21 protein-coding genes are annotated in these 18,513 nt (G+C 66.4%); 5 read left to right on the top strand and 16 right to left on the bottom strand.

The features are described from left to right. Positions 1-64 precede the first annotated feature (64 nt). Together JOE69_RS14785 and JOE69_RS14780 are read left to right on the top strand one after the other, a co-directional pair. Positions 65-712, top strand: coding sequence for a TetR/AcrR family transcriptional regulator (locus tag JOE69_RS14785; protein ID WP_309799962.1), 648 nt, complete (start codon positions 65-67; stop codon positions 710-712). 59 nt (positions 713-771) lie between these two features. Next, positions 772-1,047 carry a hypothetical protein gene (locus tag JOE69_RS14780; protein ID WP_309799960.1) on the top strand — a complete coding sequence of 92 codons (276 nt, stop codon included), beginning with the start codon at positions 772-774 and terminating at the stop codon, positions 1,045-1,047. Between the two features lie 38 nt (positions 1,048-1,085). On the opposite strand, the gene JOE69_RS14775 is transcribed toward JOE69_RS14780, so the two are convergent. The 8 genes from JOE69_RS14775 to dxr form a co-directional block, all read right to left on the bottom strand. Continuing rightward, positions 1,086-1,979: a GNAT family N-acetyltransferase gene (locus JOE69_RS14775; protein WP_309799957.1), complete on the bottom strand. Its 894-nt coding sequence runs from the start codon at positions 1,977-1,979 to the stop codon at positions 1,086-1,088. After that, positions 1,933-3,108: a flavodoxin-dependent (E)-4-hydroxy-3-methylbut-2-enyl-diphosphate synthase gene (ispG, locus tag JOE69_RS14770; protein ID WP_296364058.1), complete on the bottom strand. Its 1,176-nt coding sequence runs from the start codon at positions 3,106-3,108 to the stop codon at positions 1,933-1,935. Before ispG ends, JOE69_RS14775 begins: the two co-directional genes overlap by 47 nt. A gap of 72 nt (positions 3,109-3,180) precedes the next feature. Beyond that, the gene (locus JOE69_RS14765) at positions 3,181-3,480 is read right to left on the bottom strand and encodes a YciI family protein (RefSeq protein ID WP_309799954.1); all 300 of its coding nucleotides are present in this window, start codon (positions 3,478-3,480) and stop codon (positions 3,181-3,183) included. Between the two features lie 51 nt (positions 3,481-3,531). Beyond that, entirely contained in the window at positions 3,532-4,008 is a 477-nt protein-coding gene (locus tag JOE69_RS14760) for a hypothetical protein (RefSeq protein ID WP_296364056.1), read from the bottom strand. A 1-nt stretch (position 4,009) separates the two neighbouring features. Next, positions 4,010-4,660, bottom strand: coding sequence for a hypothetical protein (locus JOE69_RS14755; RefSeq protein WP_309799952.1), 651 nt, complete (start codon positions 4,658-4,660; stop codon positions 4,010-4,012). Positions 4,661-4,744: 84 nt separating this feature from the next. Further along, a complete protein-coding gene (locus JOE69_RS14750) occupies positions 4,745-5,449 on the bottom strand; it encodes a MarR family transcriptional regulator (RefSeq protein WP_309799950.1) in 705 nt (234 codons plus the stop codon). A 92-nt stretch (positions 5,450-5,541) separates the two neighbouring features. Then, entirely contained in the window at positions 5,542-6,918 is a 1,377-nt protein-coding gene (locus JOE69_RS14745; protein WP_309799948.1) for a M50 family metallopeptidase, read from the bottom strand. A 31-nt stretch (positions 6,919-6,949) separates the two neighbouring features. Then, the gene (gene dxr, locus JOE69_RS14740; RefSeq protein ID WP_309799945.1) at positions 6,950-8,161 is read right to left on the bottom strand and encodes a 1-deoxy-D-xylulose-5-phosphate reductoisomerase; all 1,212 of its coding nucleotides are present in this window, start codon (positions 8,159-8,161) and stop codon (positions 6,950-6,952) included. Positions 8,162-8,252: 91 nt separating this feature from the next. Here dxr and JOE69_RS14735 point away from each other — a divergent pair, with 91 nt between their 5' ends. Both JOE69_RS14735 and JOE69_RS14730 read left to right on the top strand, forming a co-directional pair. Then, complete coding sequence (locus JOE69_RS14735) at positions 8,253-9,638, top strand: HNH endonuclease signature motif containing protein (protein ID WP_309799943.1); 1,386 nt, start codon at positions 8,253-8,255, stop codon at positions 9,636-9,638. A gap of 113 nt (positions 9,639-9,751) precedes the next feature. After that, positions 9,752-10,576 carry an isocitrate lyase/PEP mutase family protein gene (locus tag JOE69_RS14730; RefSeq protein WP_309799940.1) on the top strand — a complete coding sequence of 275 codons (825 nt, stop codon included), beginning with the start codon at positions 9,752-9,754 and terminating at the stop codon, positions 10,574-10,576. Here the strand turns inward: JOE69_RS14730 and bioD are convergent. The 4 genes from bioD to bioB are packed head-to-tail and all read right to left on the bottom strand — an operon-like array spanning position 10,560 to position 15,019. Next, the gene (bioD, locus tag JOE69_RS14725; protein WP_309799938.1) at positions 10,560-11,318 is read right to left on the bottom strand and encodes a dethiobiotin synthase; all 759 of its coding nucleotides are present in this window, start codon (positions 11,316-11,318) and stop codon (positions 10,560-10,562) included. The two genes, JOE69_RS14730 and bioD, sit on opposite strands and share 17 nt — an antisense overlap. Then, positions 11,318-12,457, bottom strand: coding sequence for an aminotransferase class I/II-fold pyridoxal phosphate-dependent enzyme (locus tag JOE69_RS14720; protein WP_309799936.1), 1,140 nt, complete (start codon positions 12,455-12,457; stop codon positions 11,318-11,320). The genes bioD and JOE69_RS14720 overlap by 1 nt, the downstream gene beginning before the upstream one ends. After that, positions 12,454-13,860, bottom strand: coding sequence for an adenosylmethionine--8-amino-7-oxononanoate transaminase (gene bioA / locus JOE69_RS14715; protein ID WP_309799934.1), 1,407 nt, complete (start codon positions 13,858-13,860; stop codon positions 12,454-12,456). The genes JOE69_RS14720 and bioA overlap by 4 nt, the downstream gene beginning before the upstream one ends. Then, a complete protein-coding gene (gene bioB, locus JOE69_RS14710; RefSeq protein ID WP_374709719.1) occupies positions 13,853-15,019 on the bottom strand; it encodes a biotin synthase BioB in 1,167 nt (388 codons plus the stop codon). The genes bioA and bioB overlap by 8 nt, the downstream gene beginning before the upstream one ends. A gap of 80 nt (positions 15,020-15,099) precedes the next feature. On the opposite strand from bioB, the gene JOE69_RS14705 reads away from it, so the two are divergent. After that, entirely contained in the window at positions 15,100-15,663 is a 564-nt protein-coding gene (locus JOE69_RS14705; protein ID WP_309799932.1) for a TetR family transcriptional regulator, read from the top strand. Here the strand turns inward: JOE69_RS14705 and JOE69_RS14700 are convergent. The 4 genes from JOE69_RS14700 to JOE69_RS14685 are packed head-to-tail and all read right to left on the bottom strand — an operon-like array spanning position 15,626 to position 18,512. Continuing rightward, complete coding sequence (locus tag JOE69_RS14700) at positions 15,626-16,489, bottom strand: HpcH/HpaI aldolase/citrate lyase family protein (RefSeq protein WP_309799930.1); 864 nt, start codon at positions 16,487-16,489, stop codon at positions 15,626-15,628. The genes JOE69_RS14705 and JOE69_RS14700 overlap by 38 nt on opposite strands. A 2-nt stretch (positions 16,490-16,491) precedes the next feature. Further along, a complete protein-coding gene (locus JOE69_RS14695; protein WP_309799928.1) occupies positions 16,492-17,028 on the bottom strand; it encodes a MaoC family dehydratase in 537 nt (178 codons plus the stop codon). Continuing rightward, entirely contained in the window at positions 17,021-17,692 is a 672-nt protein-coding gene (locus JOE69_RS14690; protein WP_309799926.1) for a CoA transferase subunit B, read from the bottom strand. Before JOE69_RS14690 ends, JOE69_RS14695 begins: the two co-directional genes overlap by 8 nt. Before the next feature lie 4 nt (positions 17,693-17,696). After that, entirely contained in the window at positions 17,697-18,512 is an 816-nt protein-coding gene (locus JOE69_RS14685) for a CoA transferase subunit A (RefSeq protein ID WP_309801319.1), read from the bottom strand. Position 18,513: the final 1 nt, after the last annotated feature.

Here is an 18,513-nt window from a genome sequence, read left to right as displayed (position 1 = left end):
CTGGACAGCCTGCGAGGCGACCGCCTATCTTTATTTCACCAACTGATGAATTAGGGAGGCCTCGATGACCGGTGATTCCAACGGCCTCCGGCCGCGGCGTGGCCGGCGATCAGGCGGCACGGACACCAAGGATCTGATTCTGGAAGCCGCCAGAATCCGTTTTGCGCAGGAGGGTTTCGACGCCGTGAGCCTGCGCCAGATCGCCCGCGACGCCGGCGTGGACGCCGCCTTGGTCCACCATTATTTCGGTTCCAAAGACGAATTGTTCGCGGCTTGCGTGGCCTTGCCGATGGACCCGGCCAAAGTTCTGGGGCATCTGGCCGGAACTCCGGTGGAGCAACGCGCCGAAGTCATCCTGCGGACCATCCTGGACCTGTGGGATTCCCCGGCCCGGACCGCGATGCTCGCAATGGTCCGCTCCGCGTTGAACTCGGACGCCCAGGCCGCGCTGCTGCGCCAAGTGCTGACCAGGTTGATTCTGCCCCGGGCACTGGCCGGCCTGGACTACCCCGAGGATGAGCGGGAGCTCCGCGGTTCGCTGCTGGTGAGCCAGGTGCTCGGCTTGCTGCACGCCCGGCACCTGCTGCGCATCGAGCCGCTGGCTTCCGTCGGGAGCGAGCAGATCATCCGCTGGGTCGCCCCGACGCTGCAACGGTATCTGACCGGAGATGTCGATGGGCAGAACTCCCCATCGACATCTCCGGCTGCCTGACTATTCTGGGAATACCGGCTCGGGGTCCACCGGCCGGGCGAGCACAGAGGGGCGCACAGATGGAAGGCGGTTTCCTGGGCGCCGATCCGGTCGATTTGGCCCGGCTCGCCAAGGAAATGGAAGAGCACGCCGAACTGATCCGGCAGACCCGTTCGACGCTGGGCACCGTGGTCAATGGCGACTTGCCCTGGCGCGGCCCGGATGCATTCTTCTTCCGGCATGCCTGGAACTCGTCGCACGCGCCCACCCTGGCCTCCGGCGCCGAGTTGCTCAGCGCCGCTTCCCGGAAACTGCGGGACCAAGCCGCCGCGCAACAACAGACCAGCAACCGCTGAACCGACCTCGACGGACCCGGCAGCAGCCACCGGGAAGCTCAGAAAAGCACTGTCGCGTAGCTGCCGATTTGTTCGAATCCGACCCGCTCGTAACTCGCCCGGGCCCGGGCGTTGTAATCGTTGACATAGAGACTCACCACCGGCGCCTGCTTCCTGGCCAACTGCACCACCGCGGCCATGTAGCCGGCACTCAATCCCCGACCGCGGTCCTCCGGCCGCAGCCAAACCCCTTGCACCTGGCTCGCCTGCCGGCTGAGCACGCCGAGGTCGGCTTTGAAAATCACTTCGCCGCATTCGTCCAGGCTGCTGAGCGAATGCCCGTTCCGAATCAAGCTGGCAACCCTGCGCCGGTAAAACTCCTCGCCACCGCTGTACGGCGAATACCCGACTTCTTCTTCGAACATCGCTACCGCAGCCGGCAGGATCTGATCGAACTCGGACATCCGGCTGGGCCGGAGGCGGCGGTCCGGTTCGATCAACGGCTCCGAGCTGATCGCCAGCAGCGGCTGGTTGGCCCGGACTTCCTTCGCCGGCACCCCGCGGCGCTCCATTTCGGCGAAGATGCCCAGCACTGCTGCGGCGGACCCGTAAATGCTGGCGTGCCGTCGGCCGCTCGCCGCCAGATATTCGCCGAAGGCCGGTGCGGTGGCTTCGTCGACGCCGGCCGGGATCACATTGGCGCCGACCCAGCAGGCCGCCCGGAGTCCGCCGTCGTCATAACCGAGGATCTGGGTACCGAGGATCACCGGAGCGGCGGTGCCGTGCTGTTCCAAATGGGCAGCCAAGTAGATGTTGGCAATCGGATCCCGGGCCACCAAACGTTGCAGTTCGGCGGTGTCCTCGTGCGCCAGTACCCTCAGCGGCCCGCTGCTCGCACGGGCCGGCTCAGGAGACGCTGACCACGGGGCTGCCTTTGCTGCCGTTCTGGCCATCGGCGCCCCCCATTTCTTCTATCTCCTCGGCGATCCGCATCGCTTCTTCGATCAGGGTCTCCACGATCTGGTCTTCCGGCACGGTTTTGATCACTTCGCCCTTGACGAAAATCTGGCCCTTGCCGTTGCCTGAGGCTACACCCAAATCTGCTTCCCGGGCTTCCCCCGGACCATTCACGACGCATCCCATGACGGCTACCCGCAGCGGGATTTCCATGCCTTCCAATCCGGCGGTGACCTGCTCGGCGAGGGTGTAGACGTCGACTTGGGCGCGGCCGCAGGAGGGGCAGGAGACAATCTCCAACTTGCGCGGACGGAGGTTCAAGGACTGCAGGATCTGATTGCCGACCTTGATTTCCTCCACCGGCGGCGCAGACAGCGAAACCCGGATCGTGTCCCCGATGCCCTTCGACAGCAATGCGCCGAAAGCCGTCGCGGACTTGATCGTGCCCTGAAACGCGGGCCCGGCTTCGGTGACGCCCAGGTGCAGCGGCCAATCGCCGCGTTCGGCGAGCAACTCATAGGCCCGGACCATGACTACCGGGTCATTGTGCTTGACCGAGATCTTGAAGTCGTGGAAGTCGTGCTCTTCGAACAATGAAGCTTCCCACACGGCGGATTCCACCAGCGCCTCCGGCGTGGCTTTGCCGTATTTCTCCATCAGCCGGGGATCCAGGGAACCGGCGTTGACCCCGATCCGGATCGAGGTGCCGTGGTCCTTGGCGGCCTGGGCGATCTCTTTGACCTGATCGTCGAACTTGCGGATGTTCCCGGGATTCACCCGGACTGCGGCACAGCCGGCTTCGATCGCGGCGTAGACGTACTTCGGCTGGAAGTGGATGTCCGCGATCACCGGGATCTGCGATTTCTTCGCGATGATCGGCAGTGCTTCGGCGTCGTCCGCCGAGGGACAGGCGACCCGGACGATGTCGCAGCCCGAGGCGGTCAGTTCGGCGATCTGCTGCAGTGTGGCATTGATATCGGTGGTCGGCGTAGTGGTCATCGATTGGACGCTGATCGGCGAATCCGAGCCGACGCCCACGGATCCGACTTTGATCTGCCGGGTCTTCCGACGGGGTGCCAGAACTGGCGGTGGGGCTGCGGGCATTCCGAGGCTGACCGAGGTCACGATGAACTCCTTGTTACTGGGTGCGCAGCTTGCCCGGCGGTTGCCGGCCGGCACACCTCACCATTCTAAGCTTCAAGCACCCTGCGCGTATTCCTTGAGCAACCCGGTGACCGGATTCCATCCGGTGGTCCGGGTCCCGGCAACACAGCCGTGCAGCGCGAAGGGGTCCTGGGCGAGCACTTTGTGCAACTCCGCTTCATCGGCCGCGACAAAAGCGAAAAGGCCGCCACTGCCGTCCAAATACGGTCCGGAAGCCAACAGCACACCGGCTTCGACCAGCTCGCCGAGCCACTGCCGGTGGGCAGGACGGCATTCGTCCCGCCGCTCGGCGAGATCCGGATCATAAACATATTCCACCGCAAATACAGTCATGCCCTCACCCTACTCAGCCAGGCTGAGCTTGTCCTGTTGGGCCGGGTGGCGTCAGCCGGCCAGCCCGATCAGCCAACGGCCCAAGATGCCGACCAGCGCGGCCCAGATCAGCGAGGCTAAGGTTCCGATGATGAACCGCTCGCTCGCTGCCGGCGATTCTTTCAGCTCCGGGTACCGGCCCAGGCCTTTGATGGCCACGACATAGGCGATGGCGACCGGTTGGTCGAAGACGATGCAGAAAACCACCGCGATCCGCTCGAGGATCCCGATGGTCAGCCCACCGCGCAACACGGTTGCCGGCGTCCCGGTTGCCGGCTCCCGGTGCCGGGGTGCCGCGGCTTCGCGCGGGGCCTCCGCCGCGGGAGCGTCCTCGGGCAATGCGCTATCTGCGGCCTCGGTTACCGGAACGGTCGCGGGCAAGGTTCCGGCCGCAGCGGATTCTCGGGCCAGCCGGAGCACCAGCGCGGTGACCGGCCAACCCAGCAGTGCCGCGAGCAGGACGGCGGCGGCGATGATGAGCGCGGTCATGTCACCAGCCTATGGCTTCCGTGCCGGTCAGCAGCCGATCGGCGCGCTCGAGCAGCGCTGCAGCTGCAGGGCGTGCTGCCTCTTCCTCGTACCAGTGGGAGCGTTTGACCAAACCGCCGACGGCTTGATGGCTGGTCGAAAGCCGCTTGGCGATCCCGGTCAGCGGCAGATCCGGTTCCTGCTGCAACAAGTCCAACACGGCCCATTGCGCCGCGCTCCGGGTGTAGACCAGTTGCGCGAGCAGCACCAGCACGGCTTCCGCGTCAGCGGCTGCCGCAGCCACGACCGGATCCGCTGCCGCCCCGGTCGGCACGGCGCGAAGCGCGAGCGGCTTCCGCTGCCCCCTCCGCTTGGCTTCCTCCACCGCATCCCGCGCGGCGAGAAAAGCCGTACCGGCAGCTTCGCGGCTCGACGCCGCGAGCGGCGTGCGGACTTCGCCGAGCCCGACTCCGATCGACCAGGCCTTGGCTCGCACCGCGCGCAGTACCGCATCGACCACGGCTTCGGGCCGGTCGAGCAGAGCCTGCACTTCGTCGCCCACGGTGCGTTCGAAGCCCAGGAGCGTCGGCACCGGGCGCAGGGCTTGCAACAGCTCCGGCACCCGGTCGGCGCTGCGCCGGCTGTTCCGCTGATCGATCGTAATGACGTACATATTGCAATGATATTTCATTGCATAGTTCAAGTGCAATGTTTTTTAGTTGCATATACGGCAAGCATGCTTTTGCCGTTCCCTACCTCAACTCCACTCGTCCACCGCCTGCCGTGCCGCCCCCAGAAGCAAGGCCGCCGCCCGGCGACCATCCCGTTCCTCCGCCCAGCCGGCCCGGCCCACCGCCTTGCTGACCGCCTGCGAGGTGATGCCCAGGACTTCGGCAGCAGCTCCCTGGCTGCCGCGCGCGCCCGGAGCGAGCTGGTCCAACACCCGCCATTCGGCCTCGCTCCGACCGGTCACCAACCGGCCCAGCAGACGGAGCACCGACTGCGCCGCATCGGCATACTGACTCGGCACCGCGCCGCGCACCAGCACCGGCAGCGTCCGCCCCGGCTTTTTCCGCGCCGCCTCATTGGCGGCCGCAAGCGCCAAGCGGACCCCGGAGCCGGTGAGCGAGCCGGCCGAAGGCGGGTCGGCCGGAAGCCCGACCCCGCCGATTCCGACGCCGAGGCAGCAGCCGCCTTCGCGCAGCGCCGAGAGCACCGCGGCCACCACCGATTCCGGATCCTCGAGCAACAGGAAAACGTCGACGGCAGCCGCAGCGGCGGTCCCGCCGAATGCCTCGTCAGCAGCCGGTCGCAGCAGCACCGCAGGACTCAGCTCCTCGAGCCGATGGCACAACCGGCCCAGTCGGGCCGCAGCCTCAGCCGGTCGATCGGCATCCAGAAGGTCTGCGGGCGGCGGGCCGGCAGTCGGCCGCAAGGGGGCAGCGATAGCGATGGCGAACATGGATCAACCGTAATCGGTTGCAATCCAAAGCAACAATCCCCGTTCACCCGGGCTTTGCCCAACCGGACAACTACGCCTTGCCCAAGTGAAGCTCAACCGAACAAATTGACCGGTTTGACGATATCCGCATAGATCAGCAAAGCACCCATCACCAAAAGCACCGAAGCAACCACATAGGTCAACGGCAAGAGCTTCGCGATGTCGAACGGCCCGGGGTCCTTGCGCCCGAACCATTTGGCGATCCGGCGCCGCGCACCCTCGTAAAGCGCGCCGGCCACGTGCCCGCCGTCCAACGGCAACAGGGGAATCAAGTTGAAAACGCCCAGCGCGATGTTCACTCCGGCGATCAGGCTGATCAAGGCGGCAATCCGGGCGCTCAGCGGCACTTGCTCGGTCGCCGCCAGCTCCCCCGCCACCCGGCCCACGCCCACCACGGACACCGGGCCGTTCGGATCGCGCGGCGCCGAGCTGAAGGCGGCCTGCGCCACGGCGACCATGCGCTGCGGCAAGTTCACCACCACTCCGGCCACCGCGGCGATGTTGTCGCCTACTGCGGGCAGCACTGCGGTGACCGGCTGCGGTACATTCGCGCTCGCCGGGCTGATCCCGGCGAAACCGACTTCCTGGGTGAGCACCCCACCGTTCGCGTCCTTTTCCGCGACGCCCGCGGCATTGACCACCGGCCGGGCGGTCAGCACCGGAGTGATCGAAAGGCTTACCGACTGGCCTCCGCGCTCCACCGTGATCGGCACGTTCCGACCGGCGTCGGCTTTGATCCAGGCGCTCAGTTCATCCCAGCTGGCCGGCTGTTTGCCGTCGAAACTGACGATCTTGTCCCCGGGCTTGAGGCCGGCCGCAGCAGCCGGCGTCGGCGTGCAATTGCTCAAATCCGCGGGCGGCTGTTCGCCGTACTTCACCTGGCAGGCATTGACCTCGGCCAACGTCGTCGTCGGCTGGGCGATGCCGAAGCCCATCAGCACCACGGCCATCAGCACGATCGCGATCACGAAGTTCATCGCGGGCCCACCCAGCATGATGATGATCTTCTTCCAGACCGGGAGCTTGTAGAACACCCGGTTCTCGTCCTCGGGCCCGACTTCCTCATGCGCCATGTCCCGCGCGTCGGCGGCGAGCTTCTCCAACCGGCCGGCCTTCCGGGGTTCAGCCCGGGATTCGGCGAGCGTCTGCAACAGTCCGGTGCTGGACGGACGGACACTGCCGTCGGTCTTGTTCGGCGGGTACATACCGATCATCGCTACGAATCCACCGGCCGGAATGGCTTTGATCCCGTATTCGGTGTCGCCCTTTTTAGTGGACCACAACGTCCGCCCGAAGCCGACCATGTATTGGGTGACCCGGACTTTGAACAACTTCGCGGGCACCAGGTGTCCCACTTCGTGCAACGCGATCGACACGATGATGCCGATCGCCACGAAGAGCACACCCAGAATGAAAAGCAATACCGTCACAGTTGTCCGTCCCTGTCTTCCCTGCTCGACTTCACAGCCCTACTCCGCCACCCAGTTGGGCTAAACGTTCACGGGTGCGGGTTCGTGCCCAGTTTTCAGCATCCAGCACCGCCTCAAGGCTCAGCGTTGCATTGGCTGAATGTTCGCTGAGCACCCGCTGCACGGTGTCCACGATGTCCAGGAAGCCGATCCGGCCTTCGTGGAAAGCCAACACCGCCTCCTCGTTGGCCGCATTGAACACCGCCGGGTGCGTGCCACCCTGCTTTGCCGCGTCCTTGGCCAGGTCCACCGCGGGGAACGCGATCGCGTCGAGCGGTTCGAAGGTCCATTCGGCCGCCTTCGACCAATCGCAGGGTTGGACCGCGTGCTCCACGCGCTCCGGCCAGGCCAGACCCAGCGCGATCGGCAGCCGCATGTCCGGCGGCGACACTTGGGCGATCGTGGAGCCGTCCACGAACTGGACCATCGAATGCACCACCGATTGCGGGTGCACCACGACGTCGATCTTGTCCAGCGGGATGTCGAAGAGCAGGTGCGCCTCGATCGCTTCCAAGCCCTTGTTGACCAGAGTCGCGGAATTCGTGGTGACCATCAGGCCCATATCCCAGGTCGGGTGCTTGAGCGCCTCGGCCGGCGTGACTCCGAACAGTTCGTGCCGCTTGCGGCCGCGGAACGGACCACCGGAGGCCGTGAGGATCAACTTGTCCACATCGAGTTTGTTCCCGGCGCGCAGGCATTGCGCGATCGCCGAGTGCTCGGAGTCCACCGGCACCAGCTGGCCCTCGCGCGCGGCGTCTTTGACCAACTGCCCGCCGACGATCAGCGATTCCTTATTGGCCAACGCCAGGGTGCTCCCGGCCTGCAGCGCGGCGAGCGTCGGCGCCAGGCCGATCGAGCCGGTGATCCCGTTGAGCACTACGTCGGCATCGAGCGCCGCGATCGTGCTCGCCGCCTGCACCCCGACGTCGATCTGCGGCGCATAGCCCGGAGCCAATGCCGCGATCCGCCCGGCCAACTCGGCCGCGTCCCCCGCGGCGATGCCGATGGCCGCCGGACGGGTCTGCGCAGCCTGTTCGGCCAGCAGGCCGAGATTGGCCCCGCCGGCGCTGAGGCCCACGACGTCGAACCGGGCCCGGCCGTCGTCGGTGAAACTGCGGCCGATGACGTCTAACGCCTGGGTGCCGATCGAACCGGTGGAGCCGAGAATGACCACCCGGCGCGGGGCGTGGTTGCTTGCGGACATGGTTCCAGTATCCCGCAACCAGGAGAATTCGGTTTTCCACAGCGCTTCGGCAATCATTGAAGTAGAACTTTCTTTCTAATATCGTTGCTGCATGGGAACAGATGTTCTGATAAGGCCGCCCCTCGAAGCTCTCCACCAGGCGGAGAGCTCGATTGCCGCAGCTTTGGCCTCGGCGTCCGCGAACTTCGCTCTGCTCAGTTCCGCGGCGTTGCTGGCGAGCCTGGACACCCTGGAACGGATTTCCCGAGCCCTGTCCATGGTCCAGGCCGCAGCGGCGGTGGCCGTCCAGGAAAGAAATCTGGCCGCGGATCCGGAGCGGCATTTCGCCGTAGCGTCCGGGGACGAACCCACCGGCAGCCCTCGTTCGGAGTTCCGCAATGCGGCGGAGTTCCTGCAGCGCAGACTGCGGATCAGCAAGGCCGAGGCGCGACGCAGGATCCGCCTGGGTGAATGCTTGCTGCCCCGGCGGTCGCTGGGCGGGGAGGCTTTGCCCCCGCGCTACGAAAAGCTGGCCGCGGCCGCGCAGTCCGCAGCGGCGGGCAGCGAAGCGCTCACGCTTTCGGTCCGGGCACTGGACGAGGTCGCCGGCCGCGCCGATGAGCCGACCAGGCTCGCCATGGAGACCAGCCTCAGCGAGCTGGCCAGCACGCAGGATCCGGACTTTCTACGGCCGGTGGTCCAGCGCTGGAACACGATCATCGACCAAGACGGTACGGCGCCCAGCGAGGCCGAACTCAAGCAGCGGCAGGGCATCTGGCGGATGCGCACGCATCGCGGGCTGAACCAGTTCCTGATCTGGGCCGATCAAACCGAGGCCGAGGTGTTGTTGACAGTCATGAATGCCGGCACGAATCCACGCACCGAAACCGCCGACGCCCGGGGCCTGGACCAACGCTCCTTGCCGCAAAAACATCTCGATGCGCTCGTCACCGCGGTGAAGGCAGCATTGCAGACGGAGCTCTTTCCGCGCACCGGCGGCAGCCGGCCGCAACCTCTGGCCACCGTGGGCTTCAAAGAACTGCTCGCCGACTTCAGCGACGCGGAGACCCCGGCGGCAACCACCGCCAGACTGGCCTTCACCGGGCCGATCAACGCCAAAAACCTCCGCGCGCTCGCCTGCGACGCGGAGATCATCCCGGTGGTTTTCGGCGGGCAGGGCCAAGTGCTCGACGTCGGTGCCGGCCGCCGGTTTTTCAACCGTACGCAGCGTCTGGCCCTGATCGCCCGCGATCGGGGATGCAGCTTCCCGGATTGCACCATTCCGGCGAGCTGGTGCGAAGCCCATCACGTCGATTGGTGGTCCAGGAACCCCTGGACTGCAGTCGACAATGGAGCTTTGCTCTGTTCGCACCACCATCATCTGATCCATCAGGGGCAGTGGGAGATGCAGATTCGCAGCGGCATCCCCTGGTTCATTCCACCATCGTGGCTCGACCCGCTCCGCGATCCGCGGCGCAACCGCTTCCATCAGATCTGAGGCCGCTCACGGAAGTGATTCCCTGCGGGACAATGCGACTTCGCTGCGGGTCAATGCGACTTCGTGCGAACCGGAGATGGCCACCCGCCGGGCACCCGGCGTAGCGTGAAGCCATGACTACCGCGAATGCATCAGAACCCGACCACACAGAACCCGACCACGCAGAACTCAATCGCAAAGGCCTGCGGCTCATCGAGCTGCACCACGCACCCGACATCCTGCAGGTGATCAACGTCTGGGATGTCATCTCGGCCAAAGTCATCGCAGATCTGGAAGGCAGCACCGCACTGGCGACGGCCAGCCATTCGATTGCTGCGTCCTACGGCTACCCGGACGGTGAAAAAATCCCCCGGGAGCTGATGCTCGAGGCGGTTGGCCGGATCGCCGCGGCAACCTCGCTGCCAGTCAGCGCCGATCTTGAAGCCGGGTACGGCGATGCCGGAGAGACCATCCGGCGCGCCATCGGTGTCGGAGTGGTCGGCGCGAACCTGGAGGACCAGCTCAAGCCTTTCGACGAGGCGGTCGCCGCGGTGCGCGCTGCAATCAAAGCCGCCGAGGCCGAAGGAGTGGCCTTTGCACTCAACGCCCGGACCGATGTGTTCGCCAAGGCTGCGCCGGACGCAGACCCTGCCGAACAGCTCGCCGAGGCCATCAAGCGTGGTCGGGCGTTTCTGGATGAAGGCGCTACCAGCATCTTCGTGCCCGGGCTCTTCGACGAGGCGACGGTTGCCGCTCTGGTCCAAGGAATCGGGCACAACAAGATCTCCGTGGTCGGGGTACCCGGCTCGCTCGATCCACGGACGTTGCAGAATCTGGGCGTCTCCCGAATCTCCTATGGCCCGCTGACCCAACGGCTGGCCTTGACCGCACTCCAGTCCGCAGCGCAAGAGCTGTTGGCCGGCGGGGTTCTTCCGGACGGGATCAAAGCCTTGAATTGAGCTGACCGGCGAACCATGACCCGGCTGAGTTCCGGAACTCAGCCGGGTCCAATCCTCCGGCCCCGGCCGGGATCGCGGCCAGCAACGGCTCCCGGCCGGCCGCCAGGGTCCGGAGATTGCTCGACTCGACCAAGCCAGGCAATCCCGGCAGGCTGCCGACCACCAAACCGACCCTCGCCACCCCGCGGCCGGCCAATGCCGCCACAGTCAGTGCGGTGTGGTTGAGCGTGCCCAAGCCCGCCCGGGAAACGACGACGGCGCCGCAATCCGCGGCGAGCACCGCCGGCAGATCGGCGAGCGTGCCTCCCGCGTCGTCCAGATGGACCAGCACGCCCCCGGAGCCCTCCACCAACACCCAGTCGAATCTCGAACCGAGCGCTTCAATCCGTTGCGCATGCTCGGCTATCCCCGGCAGCTTCCGCTGTTCGCGCTCGGCCGCAGCGACCGGAGCCATCGGGTCCCGGAACCTGATTCCCTCGACGGCGTCACGGATCCCGGACAGCCGGGCGACCTCCGCAGCATCGCCGGGTTCGGAACCGGAGACCCCGGTTTGCACCGGCTTGTACACGGCCACCCTTCCGACTCCCGACAGCACCGCCGCGAGCGCCGCCGTGCTGATCGTCTTGCCGACCTCGGTGTCGGTTCCGGTGATCAGCAAAACGCCCGGCAAGTCCGCCGGCTCCGGCAAGCCGGACAGCAAGGGCACGTCCGACGGCTCCGACAGGCCTGATTCGACGGCCATCAGGCAGCTCCTTCCTGCCTCGCCCACCGGGCCGCCATGGCTGCGGCAGCTGCAGCAGCTTCCGGCTGCACGGTGGCCCGCGCGGTGAACCGGAGCCGGGAAATCCCGTCCGGAACGCTGGGCGGCCGGAAACACCCCACCAGCACCGCGGCCGCGCGCAGCCGTTCGGCCAAAATTTGGGCTTGTTCCGCCGAAGCCACCGGCAACGACTGCACTGCCCCGGCGGATTGCGGCACGCCTGCGGCGGCGGCCAGGGCGCTGGCAACCTGGAACAGCTGCTGGACCCGCTCCGGCTCGGCCAGGATGATCCGGCAGGCTTCCGCGGCCGCTGCAGCTGCGGCCGGAGCCAGCGCGGTATCGAAGATGAAACTCCGCGCCTGGTTGAGCAGATGATCGCGTATCTGCGCCGATGCCAGCACTGCGCCGCCTTGTGCGCCGAGCGACTTGGACAAGGTCACAGTGCTCACCACGTGGCGGGCGGCGGCGAGTCCGGCGGCCGCCACGCTGCCCCGGCCCAGACCGGTGACGCCGAGCCCGTGCGCCTCGTCCACCAGCAAGGTCGCGTCGTACGCCTGGCACAACTGTGAAAGCTCGGCCAGTGGTGCCGCGTCGCCGAGCACCGAATACACCGACTCGACCACCACAACGGCCCGGACCTCACTCCGTTGGCGCAGGCGGTTTTCCAGTTCGGCCAGATCCGAATGCCGGAAAACCTGCACCCTGGCCCGGGACAACCTCGCTGCATCGATCAACGAAGCGTGCACATGCGCGTCGGACAACACCAGCGACCCCGGGCCGGAAAGCGCGGTCAACGCGCCAAGATTGGCCAGATAACCGCTGGAGAAAACCAAAGCGGACTGCCGGCCGGTCAAAATGCAGAGCCCGGCTTCCAAGGCCCGGTGGACCGGCAAGGTGCCCACCACCACCGGAGATGCCCGGGCACTGCACCCGTACTCCTCGATCGCCGCGACGGCAGCGGCTTTGAGCCGCGGGTCGACGGCCAGGCCCAGGTAGTCGTTCGAGGCCAGGTCCACAGCAGCGGCCCGGAGTTCCGCGGACAGCGGAACCGCCGAACGCTGCGTAGCACCGGCAACCCGATCCCGCTTCGCTGCGCGGAGCCAATCGTCCAGACTGTTCACGGTCCGCCTACCCGGCCCGCGGCTGCGACCATGCCGGCCGCAATCTCAACGGTGTCCCCGACGGAGCAGAGGTATGGCGGCATCGCGTAGACCAGGTTGCGGAACGGTCGCAGCCAGACTCCCTGAGCCAGTCCGGCTTCCGTAGCGGCCGGGACGTCGACCGGTTGGTGCAGCTCGACGACGCCGACCGCGCCCAGGCTCCGGACGGTCCGGACACCGGGGAGCGAGGCTGCCGCCTGCAAGCCTTCGGTGAGACCGCTTTGGATCCCGGCAACCCGGCCGGCCCAGTCCCCCGATTCCAGCAATTCCAAGGATGCGTTCGCCGCCGCGCAGGCCAGCGGGTTCGCCATGAACGTCGGACCGTGCATGAGCGCGCCGAAGCGAGATCCGGAGATCACCCCGGCTACCTCGGCCGAACACAGCATCGCCGCCAAACTGAGGTAGCCGCCGGTCAGGGCCTTGCCCACGCAGAGCACGTCCGGGACTACCGCCGCAGCAGCTGCCGGGCCGGCGGCGCCAGCGGAGACCGCGGAATCCGGCACCGGCTCGCTGCTCCATTCCGCCGCGAACAGTTTCCCGGTGCGGCCGAACCCGGTGGCGATCTCATCGAACATCAACAACAGGCCCTCGGCGTCGGCGAGTTCCCGGAGCACGCGCAGGCAGCGCGGATCGTAGATATGCATTCCACCGGCCCCTTGCAGCACCGGCTCCACGATGATGCCCGCCAGCCGCGAAGCATTCCGCGCCACCAAAACCGCTACTTCTTCGGCCCATTCAGCCAACGCCGCGTCGTCGCCGACCAGCCGCCCGGCAGTCAGCATCGCGGCCGGCGGCCGAGGTGCAAAAACATTCCCGGCCAATTGGCCCGGGAACTCCGCATGCATGCCGCCCACCGGATCGCTGACCCCCATCGCAGCGAAAGTATCGCCGTGGTAGCCGCCGCGGAAGGCGAGGAAATTCTGCCGCTCAGGCAAACCCCGGGCGCTTTGGTATTGGATTGCGACTTTGAGCGCTACTTCCACCGAGATCGACCCGGAATCTGCCAAGAAGACATGCTGCAGCGGCTCCGGTGTGATGCGGCGCAAACGCTCGGCCAGCTGCACCGCCGGCTCATGGGTCAGCCCGCCGAACATCACATGGCTGAACCTCGTCATCTGGTCGAAAACCGCGCGGTCCAAGGCCGGATTGCGGTATCCGTGCACCATGCACCACCAGGAACTCATCGCATCGATCGCCTCGAAGCCCCGGCCGTCCGGAGCGCGCAGCGCCAATCGGATGCCGTTTGCCGCTTCCACCGCATAGGGGGCAGGGCCGGCCAGCGGCGCGTAGGGATGCCACAACAAGCCCCGGTCCCGCTCCGGCAGGGACCGGCGATCATCTGGCAACGGGCCAAGCTCAGGCATTGGGTTGACGAGCGGTCCCGGCACCGCGCCGGCGCAGCACCGGCTCCTGACCAGGGCCGGCAACCGGCTCCGCTACCGGCCCAGCCTCCGTCCGGGTCTGCGGTTCATCCGCCATCCGGTCCGGTCGGCTTTCGGCGGCGTCCAAGACCACGAACCCGGCGTCTTGGATCATCGCCAGGTCCTCGGCAGCGGATTGGCCCTCGCTGGTCAAATAGTCGCCGAGGAAGATCGAGTTCGCCACATGCAGGGCCATCGCTTGCAGCGAGCGCAGATGCATCTCCCGACCGCCGGCGATCCGCAATTCGCTCTGCGGTGCCACGAAACGGGCGACGCAGAGGATCTGCAGGCATTTCACCGGATCGAGCAACCAGGTGTCCGCCAAGGGGGTTCCTTCGAAAGGCATCAGGAAGTTCACCGGAACGGATTCGCTACCGAGCTCGCGCAAGGCGAAAAGCGCCTCCACGATCTCTTCGTCGGATTCGCCCATCCCCACGATCAACCCGGAACACGGCGACAAACCGGCCGTTTTGGCCGCTTCGACGGTCCTGGTCCGATCGCTGAATTCGTGGCTCGTGCAGATCTGCGAATACTTGCTTTCACTGGTGTTCAGATTGTGGTTGTAAGCATCCACCCCGCAGGCCTTCAGCCGTTCCGCCTGACCGTCCTTCAAAATCCCCAAGCACGCGCAGACTTCGGCCTGCGGGTTCCGGGTCTTGAAGTCCCCCACCAATCCGGCCACCCGGTCCACGTCCCGGTCGGCCGGACCACGCCCGCTGGCTACGAAGCAGACTCTGGAAGCGCCGCCGGCCAACCCCTGCTCGGCTTGGCTGATCGCTTCTTCCGGGGTGAGCCAGGTGTATTTGAGGATTTGCGCCGCTGAACCGAGCCGCTGCGAACAGTAGCTGCAGTCTTCGGGGCACAGACCGGATTTCAGGTTCACCAGATAGTTCAATTTCACCCGGTTCCCGAAGTACCGACGACGCAGCGCGGCCGCCGCCGCCAGCAGGTCGAGGTAGTCGGCGGGGTCTGAGCGCAGGAGCGCCAAGGCCGCGTCCGGACCGATCGCTTCGCCTTGCAGCAAGCGCTCGGCGAGATCGCGGAACGTCCCGGTCGGAACGGGAGTGGCCGCCGAATTATTGAACACTGTTTTATTGAACACCGTTCAAGTGTTTTGGACCGCCGCCTGAAAGTCAAGCAGACGGCGCGATGGCCTAAGGTTTTGGCAGGAGGTTTTCACCCGTGCTCTCACGCGAACGAATCGTGGATGCCGCTTTCTCAGTATTGCGGGATTACGGACTGGCTGATCTGTCGATGCGCAGACTTGCCAAAGAACTCGGCGTCCAGGCCGGGGCCCTGTACTGGCATGTGCCCAGCAAACAGGATCTGCTCTACGGGCTCGCCGAGGTGCTGCTCGCCGACCTGCCGATCGCCGAACAGGTTCCGCCGGCCGACGCCGCACGGCAGCTCGCTCTGGATTTGCGGCACAGATTGCTCGGCGTCCAGGACAGCGCCGAAGTAGTCTCCCTGGCGCAGGCCCTGGCCCCTTACCGTTTGGCCCCGTTCGCCGAGCTGCGCCGGATTTTGGATCAGGACGCGGTCGAGGGGCGCGGCTCCCGAGTGCTGATCCACTTCATGCTGGGCGCACTTGCCGAAGAGCAGACCCGGTCCAGCCTGATCAGCAGCGGGGCGGTGCCCGCCGCGGACAGCCCGACGGCGGTTGCGGAGCACGCGGCCGAGGATTTCGCCTTCGGCGTGGATGCGATCCTCAGCGGGCTCGCCGCAATACCTGCTCCGCGTGCCTGAGCACCGGGCCGTCCACCATCGCGCCGTGGAAACGGAATACCCCGTTCCCGGCGGCTGCGGCAGCCGCCAGCAGCTCCCGGGCTTGGCCGAGCTGCGCTTCGCTCGGCGAATACCCGTCCCGGATCACCGGCACCTGGGACGGGTGGATGCACGCCGTCGCAGTGAATCCGGAGGCCACCGCATCGCGCACCTCCAGCGTCAAACCCGCGGTGTCCGGGATGTCCAGGTACACCGCGTCGATCGCCGCTTTGCCGAAGGCGCCCGCGGCCAACAGCACTTGCGCGCGGGCCTGCCGCGCAATCGCCCGGTAGTGCCCCGCCTCGTCACGCGAGGCGGTGCCGCCCAGGGAAGCCACCAGATCTTCGGCGCCCCACATCAATCCGACCACATTGGGTTCTTGCGCAAGCTCCGCGGCACGCAGCACCCCGAGCGCGGTTTCGCAGAGCGCGATCACCCGGATCGAAGCCCGCGGCTGCACACCGCCGTCGGCGATCGCACGCAGCTGCTCCGCCGATTCCGCTTTGGCGAGCATCACGGTCCGGTAGGCGGTCTGGGCCACCGCGTCCAGGTCGAGCGCGAAATCCGGGGTGCCGGCAGCGTTGATCCGCACGATGGTCCGTTCCGGGTCCAGTGGCTGCTCGATCAGGTTCTTCCGCGCCTGCTCCTTGGCGTCCGGAGCCACCGCGTCTTCCAAGTCCAGAATCACCGCATCGGCGCGCTGGGCCGCCTTCGCGTAGCGCTCCGGCCGGTCGGCAGGGCAGAACAGCACCGCCGGGCCCATCGTGAAGTGCTCCGCAACGTGCTGCGTCCGCTGGATTCCCGCCATGTTCAGACCTCCGTCGGCTCGATCGCCATGGCCGCAGCCTGATTCGCCCAGATCAGGCAGCTCCGGGTGGCTTCGGCGACGACCACCCCGTTCTGGTTTTTGCCCAGCAGCTTCATGGTGGCAATGCCCTGGCCCGGACGCGAGGCGGAAAGCCGCTTCTCGGTCACCACGGTCTCCGCGTACAGCGTATCGCCGTGGAACACCGGGTGCGGGAACCGCACCTCGTCGAGTCCGAGCTGACCGATGATGGTCCCCTGGGTCAGCTGGGCCACGGAGAGGCCGATCACCGTGGAAAGCGTGAACATCGAGTTCACCAAGCGTTGGCCGAACGGCTGGCTGGCGCTCCAGGCGGCGTCCAGGTGCAAAGCCTGGGTGTTCATGGTCAGCGTGGTGAACAGCACGTTGTCCGCCTCGGTCACGGTGCGGCCGGGCCGGTGGGCGTAGACCACATCGGTCTGCAGTTCATCCAGGTACAGCCCGCGTTGTTCGATGCGCCGCGGTGCCGGGGCCTCGGCTGCCGCGCTCCCGGCGTCAGTCATGCAGCACCACCTCGAGCGGCGCCCCGGTCGCTTCGATGACCTGCTCGACGGAAATCCCGGGTGCAGTTTCGCGCAGCTCCAAATGTTTCTTGCCGTCCGCGCCCAGCACCACGTCGATCACGGCCAGATCCGTGATGATCCGGTCCACGCAGCCTTTGCCGGTCAACGGCAAGGTGCACTCGGCCAGGATTTTCGGATTGCCGTTCTTGTCCACATGCTCCATCATCACGATGAGCCGCTTCGCGCCGAACACCAGATCCATCGCGCCGCCCATGCCTTTGACCATCTTGCCCGGGATCATCCAGTTGGCCAGGTCGCCGTTCTGCGCCACTTCCATGGCACCGAGCACCGCGACGTCGACGTGGCCGCCGCGGACCATGCCGAAGGACGCCGCCGAGTCGAAGAACACCGCGCCCTTGTTGACCGTCACGGTCTCCTTGCCGGCGTTGATCAGGTCCGGATCCACGGCATCTTCAGCCGGGTACGGGCCGGTGCCCAGGATCCCGTTCTCCGAGTGCAGCACGACTTCGACGTCGGCCGGGATGTAGTTCGGGATCAGCGTCGGCATGCCGATGCCGAGGTTGACGTATTGGCCGTTTTCCAATTCCTGGGCGACCCGCGCCGCGAGTTCGTTCCGCGACAGCCCCTTGGTTTCCGATGCCATGGCGTTAGCCTCCCACTACTTGGTTCTGGGTTGCCGCAATCGCTTCGGTGTCGGCCGGTGAGGCCGAAACCGTCCGCTTCTCGATCCGCTTCTCGGCATGTTCCGAACCGGCCGGAATGTGTACCACCCGTTGCACGAAGATCCCGGGCAGGTGGATGTGTTCCGGATCCAACTCCCCGGGCTCGACCAGCTCTTCCACCTCGGCGATGGTGATCTTGCCGGCCATCGCACAGAGCGGGTTGAAGTTCATCGCGGTGGCGTGAAACACCAGGTTCCCGTGCCGGTCGCCCTTGGCCGCGTGCACCAGCGCGAAATCCGGCGTCAGCGAATCTTCCAGCACGTACTCGGCCCCGTTGAATTCGCGGACCTCTTTGGCTGCCGAGGCGATCGCGACGTTCCCCTCGGCGTCGTACTTCTGCGGCAGGCCGCCTTCGGCGACTTGGGTACCCACACCGGCCGTGGTGAAAAACGCCGGAATCCCGGCGCCGCCGGCCCGCAGTTTCTCGGCGAGGGTGCCTTGCGGGGTGAGCACGACTTCGAGCTCTCCGGCAAGGTACTGCCGGGCGAACTCCTTGTTCTCCCCCACGTAGGAAGACACGGTGCGCCGGATCCGGCGGTCGTTGAGCAGAATGCCCAGGCCCCAGTCGTCGACGCCGCAGTTGTTGCTGACGGTCTCCAGGTCGGTGCTGCCTTGCCGGTGCACCGCGTCGATCAACGCCACCGGAATACCGCACAATCCGAAGCCGCCGACCGCAAGCGAGGCGCCATCCGGAATATCAGCGACCGCCTCGGCGGCCGTCGGCACAGTTTTGTCGATCATC

The sequence above is a fragment of the Arthrobacter russicus genome (genome assembly GCF_031454135.1).
Classification (GTDB): domain Bacteria; phylum Actinomycetota; class Actinomycetes; order Actinomycetales; family Micrococcaceae; genus Renibacterium; species Renibacterium russicum.
This window is presented reverse-complemented; position numbering and strand designations above follow the sequence as displayed.

What these genes read in the sequence shown, in the direction of transcription:
- JOE69_RS14685 (WP_309801319.1), bottom strand. Translation starts at nt 18,512, where the DNA reads ATGATCGACAAAACTGTGCCGACGGCCGCCGAGGCGGTCGCTGATATT.
- bioD (WP_309799938.1), bottom strand. Translation starts at nt 11,318, where the DNA reads ATGGCCGTCGAATCAGGCCTGTCGGAGCCGTCGGACGTGCCCTTGCTG.
- JOE69_RS14735 (WP_309799943.1), top strand. Translation starts at nt 8,253, where the DNA reads ATGGGAACAGATGTTCTGATAAGGCCGCCCCTCGAAGCTCTCCACCAG.
- JOE69_RS14690 (WP_309799926.1), bottom strand. Translation starts at nt 17,692, where the DNA reads ATGGCATCGGAAACCAAGGGGCTGTCGCGGAACGAACTCGCGGCGCGG.
- JOE69_RS14785 (WP_309799962.1), top strand. Translation starts at nt 65, where the DNA reads ATGACCGGTGATTCCAACGGCCTCCGGCCGCGGCGTGGCCGGCGATCA.
- JOE69_RS14730 (WP_309799940.1), top strand. Translation starts at nt 9,752, where the DNA reads ATGACTACCGCGAATGCATCAGAACCCGACCACACAGAACCCGACCAC.
- JOE69_RS14750 (WP_309799950.1), bottom strand. Translation starts at nt 5,449, where the DNA reads ATGTTCGCCATCGCTATCGCTGCCCCCTTGCGGCCGACTGCCGGCCCG.
- JOE69_RS14765 (WP_309799954.1), bottom strand. Translation starts at nt 3,480, where the DNA reads ATGACTGTATTTGCGGTGGAATATGTTTATGATCCGGATCTCGCCGAG.
- JOE69_RS14755 (WP_309799952.1), bottom strand. Translation starts at nt 4,660, where the DNA reads ATGTACGTCATTACGATCGATCAGCGGAACAGCCGGCGCAGCGCCGAC.
- bioA (WP_309799934.1), bottom strand. Translation starts at nt 13,860, where the DNA reads ATGCCTGAGCTTGGCCCGTTGCCAGATGATCGCCGGTCCCTGCCGGAG.
- JOE69_RS14775 (WP_309799957.1), bottom strand. Translation starts at nt 1,979, where the DNA reads ATGGCCAGAACGGCAGCAAAGGCAGCCCCGTGGTCAGCGTCTCCTGAG.
- JOE69_RS14780 (WP_309799960.1), top strand. Translation starts at nt 772, where the DNA reads ATGGAAGGCGGTTTCCTGGGCGCCGATCCGGTCGATTTGGCCCGGCTC.
- JOE69_RS14700 (WP_309799930.1), bottom strand. Translation starts at nt 16,489, where the DNA reads ATGGCGGGAATCCAGCGGACGCAGCACGTTGCGGAGCACTTCACGATG.
- JOE69_RS14695 (WP_309799928.1), bottom strand. Translation starts at nt 17,028, where the DNA reads ATGACTGACGCCGGGAGCGCGGCAGCCGAGGCCCCGGCACCGCGGCGC.
- dxr (WP_309799945.1), bottom strand. Translation starts at nt 8,161, where the DNA reads ATGTCCGCAAGCAACCACGCCCCGCGCCGGGTGGTCATTCTCGGCTCC.
- JOE69_RS14760 (WP_296364056.1), bottom strand. Translation starts at nt 4,008, where the DNA reads ATGACCGCGCTCATCATCGCCGCCGCCGTCCTGCTCGCGGCACTGCTG.